Origin of the sequence: Cryobacterium sandaracinum (genome assembly GCF_004403415.1) — a bacterium.
GTDB classification, from domain to species: domain Bacteria; phylum Actinomycetota; class Actinomycetes; order Actinomycetales; family Microbacteriaceae; genus Cryobacterium; species Cryobacterium sandaracinum.
Genome location: NZ_SOGO01000007.1, coordinates 181,955 through 203,017 on the forward strand (window position 1 = coordinate 181,955; position 21,063 = coordinate 203,017).

Below are 21,063 nucleotides of genomic sequence, written 5' to 3' on the forward strand. Positions count from 1 at the left end.
TGAAACGCCATTGGTTGCGGGGGCAGGATTTGAACCTACGACCTCTGGGTTATGAGCCCAGCGAGCTACCGAACTGCTCCACCCCGCGCTGCAACATTAAATTTACCACAGCCTCCGGCGCGGTCCGACCACACGGGCTGCGGAACCGGCCGTCCCGGCCCGCGGAACGCGGATGCCGCGCCGTTCCGCGGGAGGCGTGCCCCCGGCGAAACGGCGCAGCACCCGCGCAGCGGATGAAGCGGCGAACGACTCGCTACTGGTCGAGCAGCACCAGCATTTCGGCGATCGCATCGTTCAGCTTCTTGTCGGCTACCCCATAGGCGGTGAAGTCACCGGTCGTCAGGGCCGCCTGCTTCTCGGTGACGGCCAGCTTGGCCGCGGCGAGGAGCGACTTCAGTTGAGCATCCGTCGCCGGGTCACCGGTCGACGTCGACGGGGTGGTTTCGCCCTCGGCAGGGGCCTCCCCCTCCACGGGCGTCTCGGACGGCGGCACATCGGTGTCTCCGGCGCTGGCGCCGGAGTCGCCTCCGAAGAGCACGTCAAGCGCCTTGTCCAGCGTGTCCTCGAACGCGATCTGGTCTCCGAAGGCGACGAGCACCTTCTGCAGCAGCGGGTAGCTGGTCTCGCCTGTGGACTGCACGTAAACCGGCTGCACGTAGAGCAGGCCGCCACCCACAGGCACGGTGAGCAGGTTTCCGTTGAGCACCTTCGACTGGCCCTGCTTCAGCAGGTTCAACTGTTGTGAGACGGTCGGGTCCGCGTTGAACTTGGCCTGCACCTGGCCGGGGCCAGGCACGGTCACGTCCTCCGGCAGATTGAGCAGGCGGAGCTTCCCGTAGCCTTCCGCCCGCACCCCGTCGGTCGAACCGGCATCCGCGTCGACCGCAAGGTAGCCGGTCAGAACGTTCCGGCTCGTCGCGCCGCTCGCGTCCGGGATGAACGTGGTGTACAGCGAGAAGGATGGCTTCTCCTGGCCCGGAACCTGCATGGTCAGGTAGTAGGGCGGCTGTAGGGTCGTGTTCGTCGACGGCGACACCGGGTCGTTCGGCGTCGTCCAGGCGTCGTCGACCGAGTAAAAGGAACCCGGGTCGGTGACGTGGTACTTACCCAAAACCCGGCGCTGCACCTTGAACATGTCCGCCGGGTAGCGAACGTGGCTCATCAGATCGCCGCTCATCTCGGACATCGGCTTGATCGTCGACGGGAAGATCTTCTGCCAGGTCTTGAGCAGCGGATCCTCGTCGTCCCAGGCGTAGAGGGTGACCTCGCCGTCGTAGGCGTCGACCGTGGCCTTGACCGAGTTGCGCATGTAGTTGATGTTGTCGAGCGCGAATGGCTGCGGGGGCGTTTCCGTGTCGGCGATCGCGTCGCTCAGGCCCACGGAAGTGGAGTACGGGTAGTCGGCCGAGGTGGTGTAGCCGTCGACGATCCACTTGAGCTTACCGTCGACGATCGACGGGTAAGCGTCGGAGTCGAGGGTCAGGTACGGAGCCACCTTCTGCACCCGGGTGACCGGGTCACGGTCGTAAAGGATCTGCGATTTCTCGTTCACGGCGTTGGCCAGAAAGATCTGCTCCGACTGGAACTTGAGCGCGTAGATCAGCTTGTTGAACGCGTTGTCGAGCTTCGGCCCACCGTCGCCCGTGAATGTCGTGTAGGTCTGCTGCGCCCCATCCGTGCCCGACGGGTAGTCGAGTTCGACCGGCTTGCTGTCCTTGGGCGCACCCACGATGGAGTACGGCGGCGACGTCTCGCCGAAGTAAATCCGCGGTTCGTATTCGGGCAGCGACCCGGTGGTCGGGATGCCGGACTCGAGGAACACGGGCTGGCCGGCGGCCGAGCGCTGGTTGCCGTAGGCCGCCACGACGCCGTAGCCGTGCGTGTAGACCACGGTCGAGTTGACCCAGGTGTTGCCGGCGTTCAAACCGGCCAGGTTGAGGTCGCGCACGGTGACCACTGTGTCCTGGGACTTGCCGTCAATCGGGTACCGGTCGACGTCGAGGTTTTGCGGAAATTGGTAATACTGCTTGAACTGCTCGAGCTGGGAGAACGCGTCGCTGACCAGAGCAGGGTCGAGAATACGAATGTTAGCGGTCGTCTCAGCGTCGGCGCGCAAGGCGCCGGGCGCGGCCGTCGTGATCGCGTTGTACGGAATCTCTTCCACATCCGCCAGGTCGTAGGCGTCGCGGGTGAGGTCGATGTTGCGTTGAATATAGGGTTCTTCGAGCGTTTTGGCGCTCGGCACCACCTGGAAGCGCTGCACGACCCACGGGTACAGCGAGCCGAGCAGGAGACTGCTCACGATCAACAGCGCGGTGCCGACAATGGGCAGGCGCCAGCGGCCGATGAAGGCCGTGAGGAGGAACAGGATAGCGACGACGGCGGCGATTCCGGCCAGGATGGCTCGGCCCGGAATCGTGGCGTTCACGTCGGTGTAGCCGGCGCCGGTGATGATGTCGTTGGTGTTGGTCAGCGTGGAGTACTGGTCGAGCCAGATACTCACGGCCTGCAGCATCAGGTAGAGGGCTGCCGTGCTGGCAATCTGGATGCGGGCGGCCTTGGAAACCATGACCTCGCGCCCGCTCACCCTGATCGAGCCATACAGGTAGCTCGTAGCCGCGGCGACGAGGGCCGAGATGAGCACCACGGCCGACGCGAAGCCGAGCACGGAGTGCAGGAAGGGGAGATCGAACAGATAGAACGAGATGTCCAGTTTGAACTGGGGGTCAACTCGGCCGGTGTCCGTGCGGTTCAACCACATCAGAACGACCTGCCAGCGGGTGGCCGCGGCGACGCCGGCGAACAGACCTAGCAGAGCCGGGATGCCGTACATGGCGAGGCGGCGCAGCGGCTCGATGACCTGCTGGTAGCGGTCGAGCTGCGAGTTGAGCTTCGCATAGACCGGCCGCAAGCGGTAAGCGATCTGGATGCTCGCCCAGACGGGGACCGCCATCGCTACGAACCCGATCAGAAACAGCACGGCACCGGCGAACCACTGCGTGGTCAGCACGGCTAGGAAGCCCAACTGGTCGAACCAGAGAACGTCGGCATATAGCCCGGCGAAAACGAAGAAGATGATCACCAGCCCCGCGATAATCGCTGCCGTAATGGCAAGGGGAGCACGGCTGCGCTGTGGCGCGGGAGCGCTTCGGGCTTGTTGTGACGTCACGAATTGGCCTCTTGATCTCGAAATCGGCGGTCATCGCCCATTCTAGACAGCCGCCGCGAACGAAAGCCGCACATTCGCTGGGCAGCGACCCGGGGTTAGCCGAGTGCGCACTGCTCCAGTGCGTCGGTGTCCGAACCGGTGCGGATGGCGTCCAGCGCGGCCAGCGCGTCGTCGAGGGTGTCCACGGAAAAGACCGTCATCCCGTCGGGCACGTGACCGGTGACCTCGTCGCAGTTGTCGGCGGGCGCGAGGAACCAATCGGCGCCGCTTTGGTCGGCACCGATCAGCTTCTGTCGGATACCGCCGATCTGACCCACCTCGCCGGCCTGGTTTACCGTGCCGGTGCCAGCGACATCCTCACCGCCCTGAATAAAGCCGGAGGTGAGCGTGTCGATGATGCCGAGGGCGAACATCATGCCCGCGCTGGGCCCGCCGACCGAGTCGAGTTCGATCGTGACGTCGAAGGGGAAGTCGTAGTCGCTCGTCACATTGATGCCCACCACGACGGCGTCGCCCGATTCAACCGGGGTGACCTGCACCGTCTCGCTGGCGCCGTCCCGGATGATTCCGATGGAGGCGGCGTCGTCGACACCGTTTCGCGTCAGCGCGTCCCGCAGGGCCGTGATGTCGGCGACCTCTTCACCGTTCACCGAGACCACCTCGTCGCCGGCTTCGATGGCTCCCTCGGCGGGCGAGTCGCCCGGCAGGGAGACGACCGAGAGGATCGTCGGGTAGTCATAGTCGAGGCTGGTCAGAGCGGCGGCGATCGCATCCTGCTGCGAATTCACCATCTGCGCCTGGCTCTGCTCCTCGCGCTGCTTCGTGCTCACGTCGGGCGGGAACGCCGACTCGATCGGGATCACGGCTTGGTTCGGGTCGAGCCAGGCGGCGGCGACCGTCAGCCAGCTCGGCCGGTTGTCGGGGTTGCCCAGCAGCGACACGGTCAGCAGGTCGAGGCTGCCCTCGGTCGGGTAAACGGGTTCGCCGGAGATGGAGATGAGCGGCACCTGCTTGCCGTCCTGTTCGGCCGTGCCGATGGTGTTGTAGACCGGTCCTGGCTTCTCGATCACATACGGTGACGGCGTCACGGCGAGGATGAGGCCGATGACCATCGCGATCCCGAGCACCACCCAGCCTGTCCCGACGGCGCGCGCGGATCGGTCGGGCGGCTGTACTGGGTGATCGGTGAAGAGGGCCACCGGTCTCCTTCCAGGGATTGTGCTGGCTGTTCGCGGCAGGCGGACACCGGTTTACCAGCGTAGGTCATTTCCCAGTCCGCGCCGGGGATCTCCGGCTAGCGTAGAAGGACGCGACTGAGAGGTGCCTGAAGTGGCCGACGACGACTCCCGACCCGACGAGGGTCACAATCCTGAAGATGAGTTTCGGGACATGCTGCGCGACATCCTGAGTGGGAAGTCGTCCATCGACCCGAGCCAGCTGGCCGGCGCGGCGGGGCTTCCCAGCGACCCGGCGAGCATTTCCGCGCTGATGAATCAGTTGCAGGGTGCTCTGCGCGGCGGCGGCGACGGATCCATCAATTGGGATGCCGCCCTCAACCAGGGCCAGGAGCGCGCGGCCCAGAGTCAACTCGACGTGACCTCGGCCGAACGCGCCGCCCTCGACCAGGCATTCCACATCGCCTCCCTCTGGCTAGACGAGGTGATCTCGGTCGCCGAGCTCACCACCCCTCCGCGCCTGATGACCCGTAAGGAATGGGTCTCCGCGACCATGCCGCTCTGGACCCAGCTCGCCGAGCCCGTCGCGACCAGCATCTCCGACTCCCTGACCCGGGTGCTCACCGATCAGGCCCCGGAAGAGCTCAAAGGCATGATGGCCGGTGCCGGCCAGGTGATGCGCAGCATCGGCGGCACCCTGTTCGCCATGCAGCTCGGCCAGGTCGTGGGTCAGCTGTCCAGTGAAGTCGTCTCCGGTGGAGACGTTGGAATCCCTCTGCTCAGCGACCAGCAGGCCGCTTTGCTCCCCCAGAACGTGGCCGCGTTCGGGGAAGGCCTCGACGTTCCCGCCGACCAGGTGCAGATCTACCTCGCGGTGCGCGAAATCGCCCACGCGCGCCTCTTCCGCCACTCCCGCTGGCTGCGCCTGCACCTGATCAGCTCGATCACCGACTTCGCCCGCGGCATCCACATCGACTCAAGCCGCCTCGAGCAGCTGGCCGACGGCTTCGACCCGGCCAACCCGGAAGAACTGCGCGCCGCCATGGTCGACGGCTCGCTGATCCCGCCGAAGAGCGAGGCCCAGCTGGCCGCGCTCTCCCGGCTCGAAACGATGCTCGCCCTGATCGAGGGCTGGGTCGATGTCGTCACCCTCGAGGCCACGAGCCGGCTGCCCCGCGCGGACGCGATCGCCGAGACGGTGAAGCGGCGCCGGGCATCCGGTGGGCCCGCCGAGTCGGCGTTCGCCACCCTGGTCGGGCTCGAGCTGCGCCCCCGGCGCCTGCGCGAGGCCGCCGCCCTGTGGCAGGCCGTGACGGATGCCGTGGGCAACGAGAAGCGCGACGAGCTGTGGGCCCACCCGGACCTTCTGCCCTCGTCAGCGGACCTCGACGACCCACAGGCCCTCGTGGCCCGCCTGACCAGCTCGGCAGCCGGGGTTGAGCCGGTCCTCGACGAGGTGGACCAGGCCCTGGAAGACTTGTTGCGCGACGACGACACCGAGCGGCCGCACGAGGCGTAGCCCGGTTGGCCCTGACGAATTCGACGGAGATTTTGGGGTTTTGAGGCCCGGAAAGCGGTTTTTGCGCCGTTTTGGGCAAAATCTCCGTCGAATTCGTCAGGCGGGCGCGGGCTAGATCAGGCCCTTCGTGTGCCAGATCGTCTTCGTTTCGGTAAACGCCAGGACGCGCGCCAGGGAGGGACTCGCGGCATCCGGACCGTTCTCGGGCTGCAGCACCCGGGTGAGGGTCTCGGCCGCGTCGATCTCGAGGTGGATCCAGTCGAGATCGCCGGCGCCAACCAGGTCGAGGGCGTTGACGTCGGCGTGGCTGGCCAGCCACGGCGCCATCTCGGCGGGAGACCCGGTGAGGATGTTGACTACGCCGCCGGGCACGTCACTAGTGGCGAGCACCTCGCCCAGGCTGATCGCCGAGAGCGGCATGGCCTCGTTCGCGACGATGACCACGGTGTTGCCTGAGACCAGCGCCGGGGCGACCGCGCTGACGAGACCGAGGAGGGAACCCCCGGTCTGCGGCGCGATGATGGCGACGACGCCCGTGGGCTCCGGCACCGAGAGGTTGAAGTAGGGTCCCGAAACCGGGTTGGCGTTGCCGGCCACCTGCAGGTACTTGTCGGCCCAGCCGGCGTACCAGACCCAGCGGTCGATGGCCTCGTCGACCTGGACGGACGCTGCCGCGGTGCTCACGCCTTCCGACTGCACGATTTCGGTGACAAACTGGGTCCGGCGCCCCTCGAGCAACTCCGCGATGCGGTAAAGCACCTGGCCGCGGTTGTAGGCCGTGGCGCCGGCCCAGCCGCCGAGGGCCGAGCGGGCGGCGACGACGGCGTCCCGGGCATCCTTGCGGCTGGCCTTCGCGGCGTTGGCGAGGAATTCCCCGTCGTGGGAACGGATCTCGTAGACCCGGCCCGATTCACTGCGCGGGAACTTGCCGCCGAGGTAGAGCTTGTAGGTCTTGGGAACGGCGAGGCGGGTCACTTGGCTGCCTTCTTTCGGGAAACGGGGGTCTTCTCCGCGGCCGGCGAAGCAACGGCCGGTGCGATGGATGCCGCGGGCGCGGCCGTCACGGTGCGCGCGGCCGCGCGACCGGCGGCGGGCTTGAGGTATGCGGCAAGCCCGTGGCGGCCGCCCTCGCGCCCGTAGCCGGACTCTTTGTAGCCGCCGAATGGACTGGCCGGGTCGAAGCGGTTGAACGTGTTCGCCCAGATCACGCCGGCACGCAACTTGTCGGCGACGGCCAGCATCCGGCTGCCCTTCTCGGTCCAGATTCCGGCGGACAGTCCGTACGGCGTGTTGTTCGCCTTGGCGATGGCCTCGGCCGGGGTGCGGAAAGTCAGCACGGAGAGCACCGGGCCGAATACCTCGTCACGGGCGATGCGGTGGCTGGTGGAGACGTTGGTGAAGATGGTCGGCCTGAACCAGAAACCGGCCTCGGGCAGCACGCAGTCCGGGCTCCAGCGCTCGGCGCCTTCCTGCTCGCCGATGTCGGTGAGCTCCCGGATGCGCGCCAGCTGCTCGGCGCTGTTGATGGCGCCGATGTCGGTGTTCTTGTCCATCGGGTCGCCGAGGCGCAGCGTGGACAGGCGCGCCTTGAGGCGGTCGATGACATCGTCGTGGATCGACTCCTGCACGAGCAGACGGCTGCCCGCGCAGCAGACGTGGCCCTGGTTGAAGAAGATGCCGTTGACGATGCCCTCGATCGCCTGGTCTATGGGCGCGTCGTCGAAGACGATGTTCGCGGCCTTGCCGCCGAGCTCGAGGATGACCTTCTTGTCGGTTCCGGCGACCGAGCGGGCGATGGCCCGGCCGGCGCCGGTGGAGCCGGTGAACGCGACGAGGTTGACGCCGGGGTGCCCGACGAGGGCCTTGCCGGTGTCGCGGCCGCCCGTGACGATGTTGACAACGCCGGCGGGCAGGTCGGCCTGCTGCAGGATCTCGGCGAACAACAGCGCGGTCAGGGAGGTGGTCTCAGCCGGCTTGAGCACGACCGTGTTGCCGGCGGCGAGGGCCGGGGCGATCTTCCAAGCCAGCATCAGCAGGGGGAAGTTCCACGGGATCACCTGGGCGGCGACGCCCCGCGCGGACGGCGTGGGGCCGACCCCGGCGTGGTCGAGCTTGTCGGCCCAGCCGGCGTAGTAAAAAAACCAGGCGGCAACGAGAGGCACGTCGACGTCGCGGCTCTCCTTGATCGGCTTGCCGTTGTCGAGGGTCTCGGCGACGGCAAGCTCACGGGCCCGCTCCTGCACAAGGCGGGCGATGCGGAACAGGTACTTGCCGCGATCGCTGCCGGAGAGCTTCGACCAGGTCTTGTCGTAGGCGCGACGGGCGGCGGCCACCGCCGCATCGACATCCGCCGCGTCGGCGTGGGCGATCATTGCGATCTGCTTCTCGGTGGCCGGGTTGATGCTCTGGAACGGCTCACCCCGACCGGCGACGAACTCCCCGTCGATGAAGAGTCCGTAGTCCCCCCGAAGGTTCAGCACGGCCTGGGACTCCGGGGCGGGAGCGTAGTCAAGAAAGCTCATGGTTATTCCAATCAAGGTTGATCGAGCTGTCGGTGATCGAGCTTGTCGAGATTCAATCGATCGTCACGTAGTCAAGGCCGGAGTAGTGTCCGGAGGTCATCTTCTGGCGCTGCATCAGCACGTCGTTCAGCAGGCTCGACGCCCCGAACCGGAACAGGCTCGGCGTGAGCCATTCCTCGCCCACGGTTTCGGCGACGGTCACGATGTACTTGGTGGCGTCTTTAGACGTGCGAATGCCGCCGGCCGGCTTCACACCGACCTTCGCCCCGGTGAGGCGATGCCAGTCGCGCACGACCTCGAGCATGGAGAGGGTCACGGGCAGGGTGGCCGCGACGGGCACTTTGCCGGTGGAGGTCTTGATGAAGTCGCCGCCGGCCAGGATGGCCAGCCACGACGCGCGGCGCACGTTGTCGTAGGTACTGAGCTCCCCGGTCTCGAGGATCACCTTGAGGTGGGCGAAACTGCCGTCGGGGCGGCGGCAGCTCTGCTTGACCGCCACGATCTCGTCGTAGACCTGGCCGAACCTGCCGGACAGGAACGCACCACGGTCGATGACCATGTCGATCTCGTCGGCGCCGGCCGCGACGGCGTCGTGCACGTCGGCCAGCTTGATCGCGAGGGACGCGCGCCCACTCGGGAACGCGGTCGCGACGGCGGCGACGTTCACGCCGGCATCCGTGCCCGCGGAGTGCGCGGAGCCGAGAGCGGCGACGGCGTGCGGCACCATGTCGCCGTAGACGCAGACCGCAGCCACGCGAGGGCAGCTGAGGTCACCGGCGTCGGGCGTGAGGGCCTTGCCGACCAGGGACTTCACCTTGCCGGGGGTATCGGCCCCCTCGAGGGTGGTGAGGTCGATGAGGCTGATGATCTTGTCGATCGCCCACTTCTTCGAGCTGGTCTTGATCGAGCGGGTGCCGAGGTCGGAGGCACGCTGCTCCAAGCCGACGGCGTCGATGCCGGGGATGCCGTGCAGGTAACGCCGCAGATTCGCATCCGTGGCTTCGCCGCCGATGAGCGCCAGGGCGCGTTCACCGGTGTTCAGCTGGGCCATGGCCGTTTGGCTGGTAGTCATGAATTGTCCTTGCGGTCGAGGTGCGGTCATGCGTTTTCGCCGAGGATGGCGAGTGCGGTGTCTTCGTCGGTGACGAGCACTGTGCACAGGCCGCTGCCGACGACGGCGCGGGCGATGGAGTGTTTGGAGCCGCCGGTGATCACGGCGATGGCGGTCTTCGCGTGACGCAGCGCTTCGAGCTGGATGCCGACGGTCCGGCCGTTGAGTTCCGGGTCGACGATGTTGCCGTTGCTGTCGATGTACCGGCCGACGATGTCGCCGACCGCGCCCTTGCGTACGAGCTCGGCGACCTGTTCTGCGGTGAGGTAGCCGCTGTCGACGAGAGCCGAGTTTTGGTCGGCCTGGCCGGCGCTGAACAGGTAGGCGGATGCCGCGGCGCCGAGGTTCAGCACGGCGGCGACGGAGCGGTCGGCTTCGATCGCGGTCTTGGTGTCGAGGCGCTCGAGGATGGCGGGGCTCGGCAGCAGCGTCGCCGCCCCCGAGGCCTTGTGAGCAATGGTGACGGCCGTCGCGGCTGCGGTGCCGGCGCGCCGGTTGAGGCTGACTCCGCCGTTGATCTGCACGACGTTGACGCCGCTGGCCCAGCCCTGGGCCAGGTGCAGCGACACCTCGTGCAGGGTGCGGCCCCAGCTGATGCCGAGCGTTCGCGGCACCGGGCGGAGGCCCGTGAGGTAGTCGGCGGCAGCTTGGGCGGTGCGGGACTGGAGTTCCTCGTCAGTGGAGACGCCGGCAGAGGAGACGACGATGGCATCCGTCAGCTGCGTGGTCTCGCGCAGCCGGCGTTCGATGGAGAGACGACGGGCGCGCGGGTGAACGATTTCGATGCGGATGAAGCCACTGGCCTTGGCCTGGGCGAGGAGCCGGCCCACCTTCCAGCGGGTGAGGCGGAGAACGGTGCCGATTTCGTCCTGCGTCTTGTTTTCCTCATAGTAGAGCTCGGCCGCGCGAATGGATAAGAGTTCGTCGGTGTCCGTCATGGTGCTCCGTTCCGTTCGGGTCCAGCCTAAGTCGCCGGTCTCCCCCGATCAACGCCTGTTGGTCATGTTGCTCATCTGCGCATTCGAGCATCGACCCTGCAACTCTGCACGCCCTAGGCTGATGTCATGCCCACCAGCTACGCTCTCGCCGTCGACCTCGGCGGCACCAAGGTTGAAGCCGCACTCGTCGACGAGCAGGGGGTCGTGCTCGCCGCCAGCCGGCACCGCGCCCCCACCGGCCCGGTCAAAACCGCCGAGGAACTCGCGGACAGTGTACGGACCGTCGTCACCCGCGCCCGAGCGAGCCTGCCGGCCGGAGACGCCCTCCTCGGCGTCGGCATCGGCACCGCCGGACCGATCACCGTGGACACGGGGACAGTCTCTCCGTTGAATCTGCCGGCCTGGCGGGATTACCCCTTACGGGATTGTGTCGCGGCCCTCGTGCCCGAGGCGCCCGTGCGCCTGCGCCTGGACGGCCTCTGCATCACGCTCGCCGAGCACTGGCTCGGCGCCGGGAGGGGCGCCGACAGCCTGATGGGCATGGTCGTGTCCACCGGCATCGGCGGCGGCCTGATCCTGGGTGGGTCCACCGTTTCCGGGCCGACCGGCAACGCCGGGCACATCGGTCACATCGAAGTCGGCGGGTTCGACGACGCCTGCGCCTGCGGCGGCACCGGATGCCTCGAGGCCGTCGCATCCGGACCGCGCACCGTGGCCTGGGCGCGCGCCGAGGGCTGGTCGGGCCTCACCGGCGAAGACCTCTCGGCCGCGTACGCCGCGGGAGACCCGATCGCGATCAGTGCGGTCAAGCGCTGCGGCCAGGCCATCGGCCAGGCGATCGCCTCCGCGACGAACCTCGTGGACCTCGACGTGGTGGCGATCGGCGGCGGCTTCTCACACGTCACGCCGGACCTGTTCGACTACGTGCGAGCGGCCGTCGCCGAGCGCACGGTGTTCTCCTTCGCGACCCGGGTGCGCGTCGTCGCATCCGCTCTCTCCGGCGACGGCCCACTGGTCGGCGCCGCGGCGCTCATCCACCGCGCCGATCTGGTCGCCTGAGTCACCCACTCCCCCGCCCGCGCGCCCTTGGCCCGCCTGCCCGCCCGCCCCTGAACCAATTCGACGGAGATTTTGCTCTCAACCGGCATTGAGACCGGTCTCACCCGGTTTTTTGCCAGAATCTCCGTCGAATTCGTGAGGCCGCGCGGGGCACTGGGCGGGCAGCAGGGCGCTAGGCAGGCAGCAGGACACTGGGCGGGCAGGACAGCACGGCGCCGCCGAGCGTAGCGACCAGGGCGGCGCCGATCAGGAAGGCGAGCGGCCAAGTCCAGCCGCCGGCCAGCTGGTGCAGCAGCCCGAAAAGCAGCAGCCCGACAAGCAGCGGCGCGACCAAGTAGCCGACTCTCAACAGCGAGATGCCCGGTCCGGCCAGGATGCCCGCGTCAGGCCAGGATGCCGCGGACCTTTTCCACGTCATCGTGCATCTGCACGATCAACGGTTCGATTCCGGTGAACGCGACCATGCCGCGGATACGTTCGACGAAGGACACCTCCACCACATGGTCGTACAGGTCGATGTCCTGGTCGAGCACAAAGGCCTCGACCTGCTTCTGCGCCACACCGTCGAAGGTGGGGTTGTTGCCCACCGAGATGGCCGCCGGGTAGCGGATACCGGCATCCGTCAGCCAGCCCGCGTAGACCCCGTCCGCGGGGATCAGCCCCTCGGACGCCGGTGACAGGTTGGCCGTGGGAAAGCCGAGTTCGCGTCCTCGCTTCGCGCCGTGCACGACCTCCCCGCGCACGGTCGGGTTGTGCCCGAGCAGGGTGATGGCCGCGCCGACCTCGCCGCGAGAGAGCAGCTCGCGGATCCAGGTCGACGAGACCCGGCGCATCCGGTCTGGTTTCACGTCGTCGATCAGGCGCACGGTGAACCCGAACCGGTCCCCCAGCTCCTGCAATAGGTGCACATCGCCGGCGCCGCGAGCGCCGAACCGGAAGTCGCGGCCGACCAGCACGGTGCGCGCGTGAAGCCCCTGCACCACGATGCTCTCAATGAAATCCTCGGGCGAAAGAGCGGCCAACGCCGCGGTGAACTCGAGCAGAAGGGTGGCGCGCACGCCGGTCTCGGCGAGCAAGGCAAGCTTCTGTTCGGTGCTGATCAGGGTCTGTGGGCACTCCTGGGGGGCAAGCACGGCGAGCGGATGCCGGTCGAAGGTCACCACCACGGAGGCCAATCCGTCGCTGTCGGCGAGTGCTTGCAACTCGGCGATGACCGCGCGATGCCCCGCGTGCACGCCATCGAACTTGCCGATGCTGACCGCGGAGGCCGGCCAGTCGGCCGGGATATCGGCGACGCCGCGCAGCACCTTCACTCGCGCACCTTACCGCTCCGGGACAGCCACCACATGCCCAGGACCGGCAGCACGAGCGGGATGAAGAGGTAGCCGCGGCCGTACAACGACCAGACCGAGTCGTGCGGAAACAGGGCCGGGTCGACGAGGCTGAGGGTGCCGACCACCAGCACGCCGGCGAACTCGAAGCCGATCGTGATCCAGGCCACGCGGCGCCAGCGTCCGCCGCTCCTGATCAGGGCCACCGTGGCGACGATGTAGACGACCGCGGCCAGCGCGGACAATGAGTAGGACAACGGTGCCTCGGCGAATTTGGAGGCGATCTGCACGAAGGAGCGGCCCGTGGCGGCGAGCGCGAGGAGGCCGTAGACGGCGATCAGCACGCGCCCGATGCCGGTCACCGGGGTCGACCGAGCGCTCTCGGCGGGCGTCCCTGCGGCGTTGCTCTGCTCTGCGGTCATGGCTTCCTAATTATCGCAGCATCCGTGGATCTGAATTCACGGGCGCCGGACTTCTTGGCCCTGAATCTCACAGGCCCTGGACGGTCCAGATCTGCCACATGCGGTAGACCATCACGGCGACGCCCAGCCCGGCGATGCCCAAGATGACCGTGCTCCAGCGGCTACGTTCGATCAGCGCCCAGGCTGCGGCGGCCACGGGCACGAGAATTGCGCTGATCAGGTAGGTGTAGAACTCGAGCAGGCTGCCGGTCGCGGTGTTGCCCGTGAGCGGGGCGACGATCGCGACGACGAGTTGCACGATCAGCAGTAGCTCCACGAGCGCGGTGGCACCCATGGTGAGGTCGCTGGGTTTGCGCCCGGCCAGGCCGAGGGCGATGCAGAGTAGGCCGGCGAGGGTGGCCACGGCCAACTGGAGCCACATGAACCACTCGATCATGCGGTGGCCTTCGGGGCTGCCACGGTTTGCGGGGCATCGGCGACCTGATCAAGCGGGAAGTTGAGCAGGGACTTGGCGTGGTCGCCGCGGTACTCGACCAGGCCGACCAACCGGCCGTCCGGCGCGACCGCGGCCACCGGGCCGACCGGCACCGCCGTGCCGGCTTCGGCGTCGGTGCCGACTGCGCCGTCCACCGCGATGCGCTTGCCGTGGCCGAGGTCGATGGCCTGCTGCTCTGTCAGGTCGAGGCGTCCCAGGATGCGCGTGGCGGCATCCGTCGGGCCGATCAGTCCGGCAGCGACGTCGAGTTCGGCGAGCGGCTGGGCCATGTCGATGCCGAACGGGCCGATCCGGGTTCGGCGCAAGCTGGTGAGGTGGCCGCCGACATCGAGGGCGGCGCCGAGGTCGCGGGCCAGCGCCCGGATGTACGTGCCGGAGGAGCACTCCACCCGCACCTCGAGGTCGAGGAAGCCGTCGCCCGGGGTCAGGGAGAGCAGCTCGAACGCGCTCACGGTGACGGGGCGGGCCGGCAGGTCCACTTCCTCGCCGGCGCGCACCCGGGCGTAGGCGCGCTTGCCGTCGATCTTGATGGCGCTGACGGAGCTGGGCTGCTGCGCGATGGCGCCGGTGAGGGCGCCGATTCCGGCCGCGACGGCTTTCGGCGTGACGGCGGCCACGGCGTCGACGGATGCCCGCGCCAGCTCTTCACCCTCGGCGTCGTCGGTCGTCGTCGACGTACCCAGTCGAATTGTTGCCAGGTATTCCTTGTCGAGGCCGACGACGTACGTCAGCAGGCGGGTGGAACTGTTGATGCCGAGGATCAGCAGGCCGGTGGCCATCGGGTCCAGCGTGCCGGCATGGCCGACCTTGCGGGTGCCGGCCAGGCGGCGGGTGCGGGCGACGGCGTCGTGGCTGGTCCAGCCCTGGGGCTTGTCGACCAGGAGGAGTCCGCTGACGGTGGTGCCGACCTTCATCGACCGCTGCCCGGGCGTCCGTTCGACTGTCGGTTCGCTGGCTGGCCCGCCGGATGCTTCGTTCATTCTTGACATGGTATCCGGCCCCGGTCCGGCGCTGACCCATCGGGCGCGACCTAGGCTGGGGGGATGAATATTGCGGTGATCGGAGCCGGCGCCCTCGGCGGCACGTTCGCGACCCTGCTCGCCCGGGCCGGTCATACGGTGACCGTGACGGCGCGCGGACCGGCGCTGGCGGCCATCCGGGCCGAGGGGATTTCACTGACCGGGGCCTTCGGAACCGTACGCCAGCATCCGCTCGCGCTCGAACGTCTGGCCCGGACCCCGCAGCTGACGCTCGTCTGCACCAAGGCCCAGGATGCGGCTGCGGCCATCGGCGAGAACGCCCGGGTGCTCGACGGCTCCCCCGTGATCGTCGTGCAGAACGGCCTCGACGGGGTGCTCACGGCGGGCTCTCTGCTGCCCCGCTCGGACTGCTTCGGCGCCCTGTCGATCATCGCGGCGAATTACGCGGCACCCGGCCAGGTGACGATCACAACCGCCGCGCCCACCTATCTGGGCCGGGGAACCGGCGCCGCGGATGCCGCCACGCTCGCCTGGCGGGACGTGCTCGCCGGCGCCGTGCCCACCGTCGCCCTCGACAACTTCGTCGGTGCCCAGTGGACCAAACTCGTCGTCAACATGCTCAACGCACTACCCGCGATCACCGGGATGAGCGTTCAGAATGTCATCGACCACGCCGGGCTGCGCCGCTTGATGACCGAGAGCATGCGCGAGACCGTGGAGGTGGGGATGAAGCGCGGGGTGCGTTACGGCAGCCTGCAGGGGCTCGGCGACCGGCCGTTGAGAGCCTTCTCGCGGCTGCCGCCGGCCCTCGGCCAGGTGCTGCCGCTGAGGCTGAAGGCCCGCATGGGCGACGTGCCGAACCTGGGTTCGACGCAGCAGAGCCTGAAGCGCGGGCAGCTCACCGAGGTCGACTTTCTCAACGGCGCGGTGGTGCGGGAAGCCGCCCTGGCCGGCGTGCGGGCGCCCGTGAACGAGCTGCTGACAACTCTCGTGCACGAGGTTGAGGCACGCGGGGTGTCGCTGGCCCCGTACGACGTGCTCGAGCGGTTCGCGGCGCTCCGCCGATGACCGTCACGACCCGTGACCCAAGACCCCGATCAGCAGCTGTCGAGGAACACACGGCGCGGGTCGGCCGGGTTGCTCACGTCGACGATGGCCGTGGCCCGGCTGCGCGGACGCACCTCGCCGCGGTACAGCCGGTCGGCGACCTCGTGCTCGGTGACCATGCCGGTATCCTCGGCACCGCCTGGTCCGAAGCGCACCGCGTCCGCCTCGGTCTCCACCAGAACGCTGTACGACCACAGGTCGCGCAACTCCTTGCGGTTCAGGTACTCGCCGTCGAGAATCAGCGTGGCGTCGGACGGCCCGGTCAGCCAGGTGGGCTGGATCCAGGCATCCCGGTCGGCGTCGAACGCTCGGGTGACGAAACCGGTGCTGCCACCCAGCCGGAACGGGTCGAGCAGCACGCGCCGCAGCAGCGAGAAGTCGTACAGGTGGCGCAGCAGCCGCTCGGGAGATTCCGGGCCGAAGCGCTCCTGCTCCGCGCGCGACCGCCGGAAATCGCGCAGGGAGGCTGAGAACACCGGATGCTCCCGCTCATCGAACACGGCGGCCAGGTCGTCGGCGAAAGCGGCGCGCTCCGCGGCATCCGTGCCGTCGATGGCGACGACCGTGCGACCGAGACCGTAGACGCCAAGGATTTCGGTCGCGAGTTCCCGCAGGAACTCGATCCGGGGAGTGGAGGCAAGCTTCATCTTTCGAGCCTAGGTTAGAACGGTGAATGCCACGCTCACGCTTGCTCCTGCAGCCGGCTCCCCTGCCCTCAGCCTCGCCATCAACGCCTGGTTCCGGGGCAATGCTCGCGACCTGCCCTGGCGCCGGCACGGCTTCGGCGCCTGGGGCGTGCTGGTGAGCGAGTTCATGCTGCAGCAGACCCCGGTGAACCGGGTGATTCCCCGCCTCGCGGAGTGGCTCGAGCGCTGGCCGACCCCGGGGGACCTCGCGGCGGTCCCGCCCGGCGAGGCGGTGCGGGCCTGGGCAAACCTGGGCTACCCTCGCCGCGCTCTGCGGCTCCACGCGGCCGCGGTGGAGATCACCGAGCGGCACGATGGGGTGGTCCCCGCCGACGTCGACGCCTTGCTGGCCCTCAGCGGGATCGGCGACTATACGGCCAGGGCGGTCGCCGCGTTCGCTTACGGCCTGCGGCATCCGGTCGTCGACACCAACACCCGGCGCGTCATCGCGCGCGCCGTGGCCGGTCAGGCCGAACCAGCCCCACCCAGCCGCACCCGCGACCTTGACGCCATGAGCGCGCTGCTCCCACTTCCCGTGAGCGACGCCGCCGTATTCAACGCCGGCATGATGGAGCTGGGCGCCGTGGTCTGCACCGCCAGGATCCCCCGGTGCGATGACTGCCCCATCCGCGCCGCCTGCGCCTGGCGCCTGGCGGACTACCCGCCCTATTCCGGCCCGCGCAAAGCCGTGCAGAAGAAGTTCGAGGGCAGCGACCGAAAGGTGCGCGGCTTGATCATGGCCGAGCTTCGCGCCACCCGGCACCCGGTGACGGATGCCGAGATCACCGACCTGTGGGCCGACTCACCCCAGCGTGACCGGGCTTTGGCGGGCTTGCTGTCCGACGGCCTCGCCATTGCCACCGCACCCGGCGAGTACACCCTGCCGCAGGAATAAGCCCCTTCGGGCGCGAGAAAAGCCGAACCGGCCCGCACACCGCTGACGGATGATGCGGGCCGGCACGGCCGGCCGGTCACTGACCGGCAGGTGTTGCTTCCTTACTTCTGCAAATCCGACCCGGCGGGAACTTCGGCGGGAACTTCGGCGTGTTGGCCGCCCCCGGGTTGCACCTCGTCGTCTTCCTCGTCGTCGCCTTCGTCTTCGTCGTCGCCGTCGTCGTATTCGCGCGCCTTGACGTAGGGGTCCTCGTCGCCGGCATACTTCGCCGTGCGTGCCTGCTCCTCGACCTGCGTGTCGCGCTCGCGCGCCTCACGCAGCAGGTCGTCGATCAGGGCCGCGTTCTCCGGGATGGCGTCCGCAATGAATTCGAGCGACGGCGTCAGCCGGGCGGTGATGTTCTTACCGACCTCGCTTCTCAGCATGCCGGTAGCCGCCTTGAGCGCTGTCGCGCTGTCGGCTCGTTCCTCTGCCGAACCGTAGACCGTGTAGAACACCGAGGCGTGCTGCAGGTCACCGGTCACCTTCACGTCGGTGATGGTCACGAAACCGAGCCTCGGATCGCGGAGTCCGCGTTCGATGCGCTTGGCCACGATGACCTTGATGCGGTCGGCCATTTTCCTGGCGCGTGCCGGATCTGCCATGGTCTAACTCCTATTGTCGAAAAATTACCGAAGGTGCGGGCCCCGCCGCGTCCGAGTTCAGGAACCTCGGCGAAACCCACACCCATCATCCGTACGTCCTTAGACCCGCGGCTTTTCCTTCATTTCGATCGTCTCGATTTCGTCACCGATCTGGATGTCGTTGAACTTGCCCAGGCCGATGCCACACTCGAAGTCCGTACGGACCTCGGTGACATCGTCCTTGAACCGGCGCAGTGACTCGATGCCCAGGTTGTCTCCCACGACGACACCGTTGCGGATTACCCGCGCCTTGGCGTTTCTCGTGATGACGCCCGACCGTACGATGACGCCGGCGACGTTTCCGAACTTGGAGGAGCTGAACACCTCGCGGATCTCGGCGACGCCACTCTGCACCTCTTCGAACTCGGGCTTGAGCATTCCCTTGAGGGAGTTCTCGATGTCCTCGAGTGCGTTGTAGATGACCGAGTAAAAGCGCACATCCACGCCTTCACGGGCTGCGCGTTCGCGTGCCTTCGTGTCGGGGCGCACGTTGAAGCCGATGATGATGGCGTTGTCGACGGTGGCGAGGTTGACGTCGCTTTCCGTGACCGCACCGACTCCGCGGTGGATGATGCGCAGCTGAACCGAATCGTCGACCTCGATCTTGAGCAGCGACTCTTCCAGGGCTTCAACAGCACCGGAAACGTCACCCTTGATGATGAGGTTGAGTGATTCGACCTTGCCCTCTTCGAGTGCACGGGTGAAGTCTTCGAGGCTGATCCGCTTGCGGGCCTTGGCCAGCAGGGCGTTGCGCTCGGCGGCTTCGCGCTTCTCGGCGATCTGACGAGCCGTGCGGTCTTCCTGAATCACCAGGAAGGTGTCGCCTGCACGCGGCACGCTGGAGAGGCCCTGAACCTGGACGGCACGGGACGGCGTTGCGGCGAGCACGGGCACGCCGTTCTCGTCTGCCATCGCGCGAACGCGGCCGTAGGCCGTGCCCGCCACGATGGAGTCCCCGACGTTCAGTGTTCCCGACTGGATGAGCACGGTCGCCACGGCGCCACGCCCCTTGTCGAGGCGAGCCTCGATGGCCACACCGCGAGCGTCCTTGTCCGGGTTGGCCCGCATGTCGAGACCGGCGTCAGCGGTGAGGAGCACGGCGTTCAGGACTTCCTGGATGCCGGTGCCCTGCTTCGCCGACACGTCAACGAACATGACGTCTCCACCGTATTCTTCGGCGACGAGACCGAACTCGGTGAGCTGCTGGCGCACCTTCTGCGGGTTGGCGCCGGGCTTGTCGATCTTGTTGACTGCAACCACGATCGGCACGTTGGCGGCCTGGGCGTGGTTGAGCGCCTCAATCGTCTGCGGCATGATGCCGTCGTCCGCCGCGACCACGAGGATCGCAATGTCCGTCACCTGGGCACCACGGGCACGCATGGCGGTGAACGCCTCATGGCCCGGTGTGTCGATGAAGGTGATGGCGCGTTCAATGCCCTCGTGTTCGGTGATGACCTGGTAGGCACCGATGTGCTGCGTGATTCCGCCGGCTTCGCCCGCGGCCACCTTCGCGTTACGAATGGCGTCCAGGAGCGCGGTCTTGCCGTGGTCGACGTGACCCATGACGGTGACGACGGGGGGACGGGCGACAAGCTCGTCATCCGTCTCGTCTTCCAGCTCCTGGTCGATGTCGATGTCGAAGGCGAGCAGCAGCTCGCGGTCTTCGTCGTCCGGAGAGACCATCTGAATCTTGTAACCGAGCTCGGAGCCGAGAACGTCGAACGTGGCCTCGTCGAGCGACTCGGTTGCCGTGGCCATCTCACCGAGGTGGAACAGGACCGTGACCAGGTTTCCGGGGCTCGCGTCGATCTTGTCGGCGAAGTCCGTGATGGACGCACCGCGGCGCAGACGCACCACGGTTCCGCCGTCGCCGCGGGGTACGCTCACGCCACCCAGCGACGGAGCCTCGCGCAGCTCAAACTCTGCTCTCTTCGTCCGCTTGGACTTGCGGGCCTTGTTCTTGCCGCCACCGCGACCGAACGCGCCAGCGGTTCCGCCGCCGGGGCCGCGACCGCGACCTCCGGCGCCGCCACCACCGGCAGGACGGGGCGGGCCGAAGCCGGGGGCTCCGGCCGGGGCGCCACCAGGACGCTGGAAGCCGGGGCGTGCGCCGCCGGCACCACCCGGAGCGCCACCGGGGCGCTGGAACGCACCCGGACGCTGACCGAAACCAGTCGGGCGCGGGGCCTGCCCGGGTCCACCCGGACGAGGTGCACCGGGGCGCGGGGCCGCGGGGCGCGGAATGTTACTGGGCGAAGACGTGGACGGCGGGCGCTGGCCCATGCCCTGCGCGCTCGCAAACGGGTTGTTGCCGGGACGCGGACTCGGGGTCTTGCCCATGCCCTGGTTGCTGGCGAACGGATTGTTGCCCGGACGAGCCGCCGGCGGCTTCGGCACGGACGCACCGGGCTTGGCTGCGCCCGAAGCGCCACCCGCGGTCCTGGCGACCGGGGCATCCGTCGCGGACACGGTCTCGGTGACGATCGCGGCAGCCGCAGCCTTCGCGGCAGCCGCAGCCTTCTCGGCAGCCTGAGCCTGACGCTCGGCGACTGTGAGCGGGGCAGTCGGCATCGGCGGGACGTCCGCGGTGGGAGCAACCGCTGCGGGGACCTCGACGACGGGACGTACGCCCGGCTTGACGGCCAACTTGGCCGGGGACGGACGTGCGCCGCCCGGCTTTGCGGGGGTTGTCGCGGCGATGGGGGTGGCGCCGGCTGGAGCTGTGGCAGTGGCGGCGGGAGCCGCGGTGCTGGAGCCATCGGCCGCCAGGGCGGCGCGCAGACGGCGCGCTACCGGGGGTTCAACGCTACTGGACGGGCCCTTGACGAACTCGCCCATCTCTTTCAATTTAGCAAGGGCAACCTTGCTGTCGACGCCGAGCTCGCTAGCGATCTCGTGTACGCGTGGTTTCGCAGCCACAATTCTCCTGTTCCGGGTCTGCACCCGGAAAGGGGCAGACCGTTAGTAACG

The 21,063-nt window shown here is 68.0% G+C and carries 18 protein-coding genes and 1 tRNA gene; 4 read left to right on the forward strand and 15 right to left on the reverse strand.

The window, feature by feature from the left end:
- Positions 1-11: 11 nt before the first annotated feature.
- The 3 genes from E3T25_RS01855 to E3T25_RS01865 form a co-directional block, all read right to left on the reverse strand.
- Positions 12-88: transfer RNA gene (locus E3T25_RS01855), tRNA-Met, on the reverse strand.
- A 165-nt stretch (positions 89-253) separates the two neighbouring features.
- Positions 254-3,169, reverse strand: a complete 2,916-nt coding sequence (locus E3T25_RS01860) for a UPF0182 family membrane protein (RefSeq protein WP_174842989.1) — start codon at positions 3,167-3,169, stop codon at positions 254-256.
- Positions 3,170-3,264: 95 nt separating this feature from the next.
- The gene (locus E3T25_RS01865; protein WP_134371779.1) at positions 3,265-4,368 is read right to left on the reverse strand and encodes a YlbL family protein; all 1,104 of its coding nucleotides are present in this window, start codon (positions 4,366-4,368) and stop codon (positions 3,265-3,267) included.
- A 130-nt stretch (positions 4,369-4,498) separates the two neighbouring features.
- Between E3T25_RS01865 and E3T25_RS01870 the strand changes: the two genes are divergently transcribed.
- Positions 4,499-5,863 (forward strand): zinc-dependent metalloprotease, encoded by a 1,365-nt coding sequence (locus E3T25_RS01870; RefSeq protein ID WP_369827945.1) that lies wholly within the window; start codon positions 4,499-4,501, stop codon positions 5,861-5,863.
- A gap of 111 nt (positions 5,864-5,974) precedes the next feature.
- On the opposite strand, the gene E3T25_RS01875 is transcribed toward E3T25_RS01870, so the two are convergent.
- The 4 genes from E3T25_RS01875 to E3T25_RS01890 are packed head-to-tail and all read right to left on the reverse strand — an operon-like array spanning position 5,975 to position 10,434.
- The gene (locus E3T25_RS01875; RefSeq protein WP_134371781.1) at positions 5,975-6,838 is read right to left on the reverse strand and encodes an aldehyde dehydrogenase family protein; all 864 of its coding nucleotides are present in this window, start codon (positions 6,836-6,838) and stop codon (positions 5,975-5,977) included.
- On the reverse strand, positions 6,835-8,385 hold the full coding sequence (locus tag E3T25_RS01880; protein ID WP_104100252.1) for an aldehyde dehydrogenase family protein: 1,551 nt from the start codon (positions 8,383-8,385) through the stop codon (positions 6,835-6,837). Before E3T25_RS01880 ends, E3T25_RS01875 begins: the two co-directional genes overlap by 4 nt.
- Before the next feature lie 52 nt (positions 8,386-8,437).
- On the reverse strand, positions 8,438-9,457 hold the full coding sequence (deoC, locus tag E3T25_RS01885) for a deoxyribose-phosphate aldolase (RefSeq protein ID WP_134343298.1): 1,020 nt from the start codon (positions 9,455-9,457) through the stop codon (positions 8,438-8,440).
- Positions 9,458-9,483: 26 nt separating this feature from the next.
- Positions 9,484-10,434 (reverse strand): sugar-binding transcriptional regulator, encoded by a 951-nt coding sequence (locus E3T25_RS01890; protein ID WP_104100254.1) that lies wholly within the window; start codon positions 10,432-10,434, stop codon positions 9,484-9,486.
- A gap of 126 nt (positions 10,435-10,560) precedes the next feature.
- Here E3T25_RS01890 and E3T25_RS01895 point away from each other — a divergent pair, with 126 nt between their 5' ends.
- A complete protein-coding gene (locus E3T25_RS01895) occupies positions 10,561-11,493 on the forward strand; it encodes an ROK family protein (protein WP_134371783.1) in 933 nt (310 codons plus the stop codon).
- 172 nt (positions 11,494-11,665) lie between these two features.
- Here the strand turns inward: E3T25_RS01895 and E3T25_RS01900 are convergent, their stop codons facing one another.
- From E3T25_RS01900 to truB, 5 genes are all read right to left on the reverse strand, one after another.
- Complete coding sequence (locus E3T25_RS01900) at positions 11,666-11,911, reverse strand: hypothetical protein (RefSeq protein ID WP_134371785.1); 246 nt, start codon at positions 11,909-11,911, stop codon at positions 11,666-11,668.
- Positions 11,877-12,806, reverse strand: coding sequence for a bifunctional riboflavin kinase/FAD synthetase (locus E3T25_RS01905; RefSeq protein ID WP_134371787.1), 930 nt, complete (start codon positions 12,804-12,806; stop codon positions 11,877-11,879). The genes E3T25_RS01900 and E3T25_RS01905 overlap by 35 nt, the downstream gene beginning before the upstream one ends.
- Positions 12,803-13,246: a hypothetical protein gene (locus E3T25_RS01910; protein ID WP_104100258.1), complete on the reverse strand. Its 444-nt coding sequence runs from the start codon at positions 13,244-13,246 to the stop codon at positions 12,803-12,805. The genes E3T25_RS01905 and E3T25_RS01910 overlap by 4 nt, the downstream gene beginning before the upstream one ends.
- A 67-nt stretch (positions 13,247-13,313) precedes the next feature.
- Positions 13,314-13,682 (reverse strand): hypothetical protein, encoded by a 369-nt coding sequence (locus E3T25_RS01915; protein WP_134371789.1) that lies wholly within the window; start codon positions 13,680-13,682, stop codon positions 13,314-13,316.
- Positions 13,679-14,656 (reverse strand): tRNA pseudouridine(55) synthase TruB, encoded by a 978-nt coding sequence (gene truB / locus E3T25_RS01920; RefSeq protein ID WP_134371831.1) that lies wholly within the window; start codon positions 14,654-14,656, stop codon positions 13,679-13,681. The genes E3T25_RS01915 and truB overlap by 4 nt, the downstream gene beginning before the upstream one ends.
- Positions 14,657-14,785: 129 nt before the next feature.
- Here truB and E3T25_RS01925 point away from each other — a divergent pair, with 129 nt between their 5' ends.
- Positions 14,786-15,790: a ketopantoate reductase family protein gene (locus tag E3T25_RS01925; protein ID WP_134371791.1), complete on the forward strand. Its 1,005-nt coding sequence runs from the start codon at positions 14,786-14,788 to the stop codon at positions 15,788-15,790.
- A gap of 29 nt (positions 15,791-15,819) precedes the next feature.
- Here E3T25_RS01925 and E3T25_RS01930 read toward each other — a convergent pair whose 3' ends face one another.
- The gene (locus E3T25_RS01930) at positions 15,820-16,476 is read right to left on the reverse strand and encodes a nucleoside/nucleotide kinase family protein (protein ID WP_134343301.1); all 657 of its coding nucleotides are present in this window, start codon (positions 16,474-16,476) and stop codon (positions 15,820-15,822) included.
- A gap of 79 nt (positions 16,477-16,555) precedes the next feature.
- Between E3T25_RS01930 and E3T25_RS01935 the strand changes: the two genes are divergently transcribed.
- Positions 16,556-17,410 carry an HhH-GPD family protein gene (locus E3T25_RS01935; RefSeq protein ID WP_166785926.1) on the forward strand — a complete coding sequence of 285 codons (855 nt, stop codon included), beginning with the start codon at positions 16,556-16,558 and terminating at the stop codon, positions 17,408-17,410.
- 101 nt (positions 17,411-17,511) lie between these two features.
- Here E3T25_RS01935 and rbfA read toward each other — a convergent pair whose 3' ends face one another.
- Both rbfA and infB read right to left on the reverse strand, forming a co-directional pair.
- Entirely contained in the window at positions 17,512-18,054 is a 543-nt protein-coding gene (gene rbfA / locus E3T25_RS01940; protein WP_104100263.1) for a 30S ribosome-binding factor RbfA, read from the reverse strand.
- 99 nt (positions 18,055-18,153) lie between these two features.
- Positions 18,154-21,012 carry a translation initiation factor IF-2 gene (gene infB / locus E3T25_RS01945; RefSeq protein ID WP_134371793.1) on the reverse strand — a complete coding sequence of 953 codons (2,859 nt, stop codon included), beginning with the start codon at positions 21,010-21,012 and terminating at the stop codon, positions 18,154-18,156.
- Between the last annotated feature and the right edge of the window lie 51 nt (positions 21,013-21,063).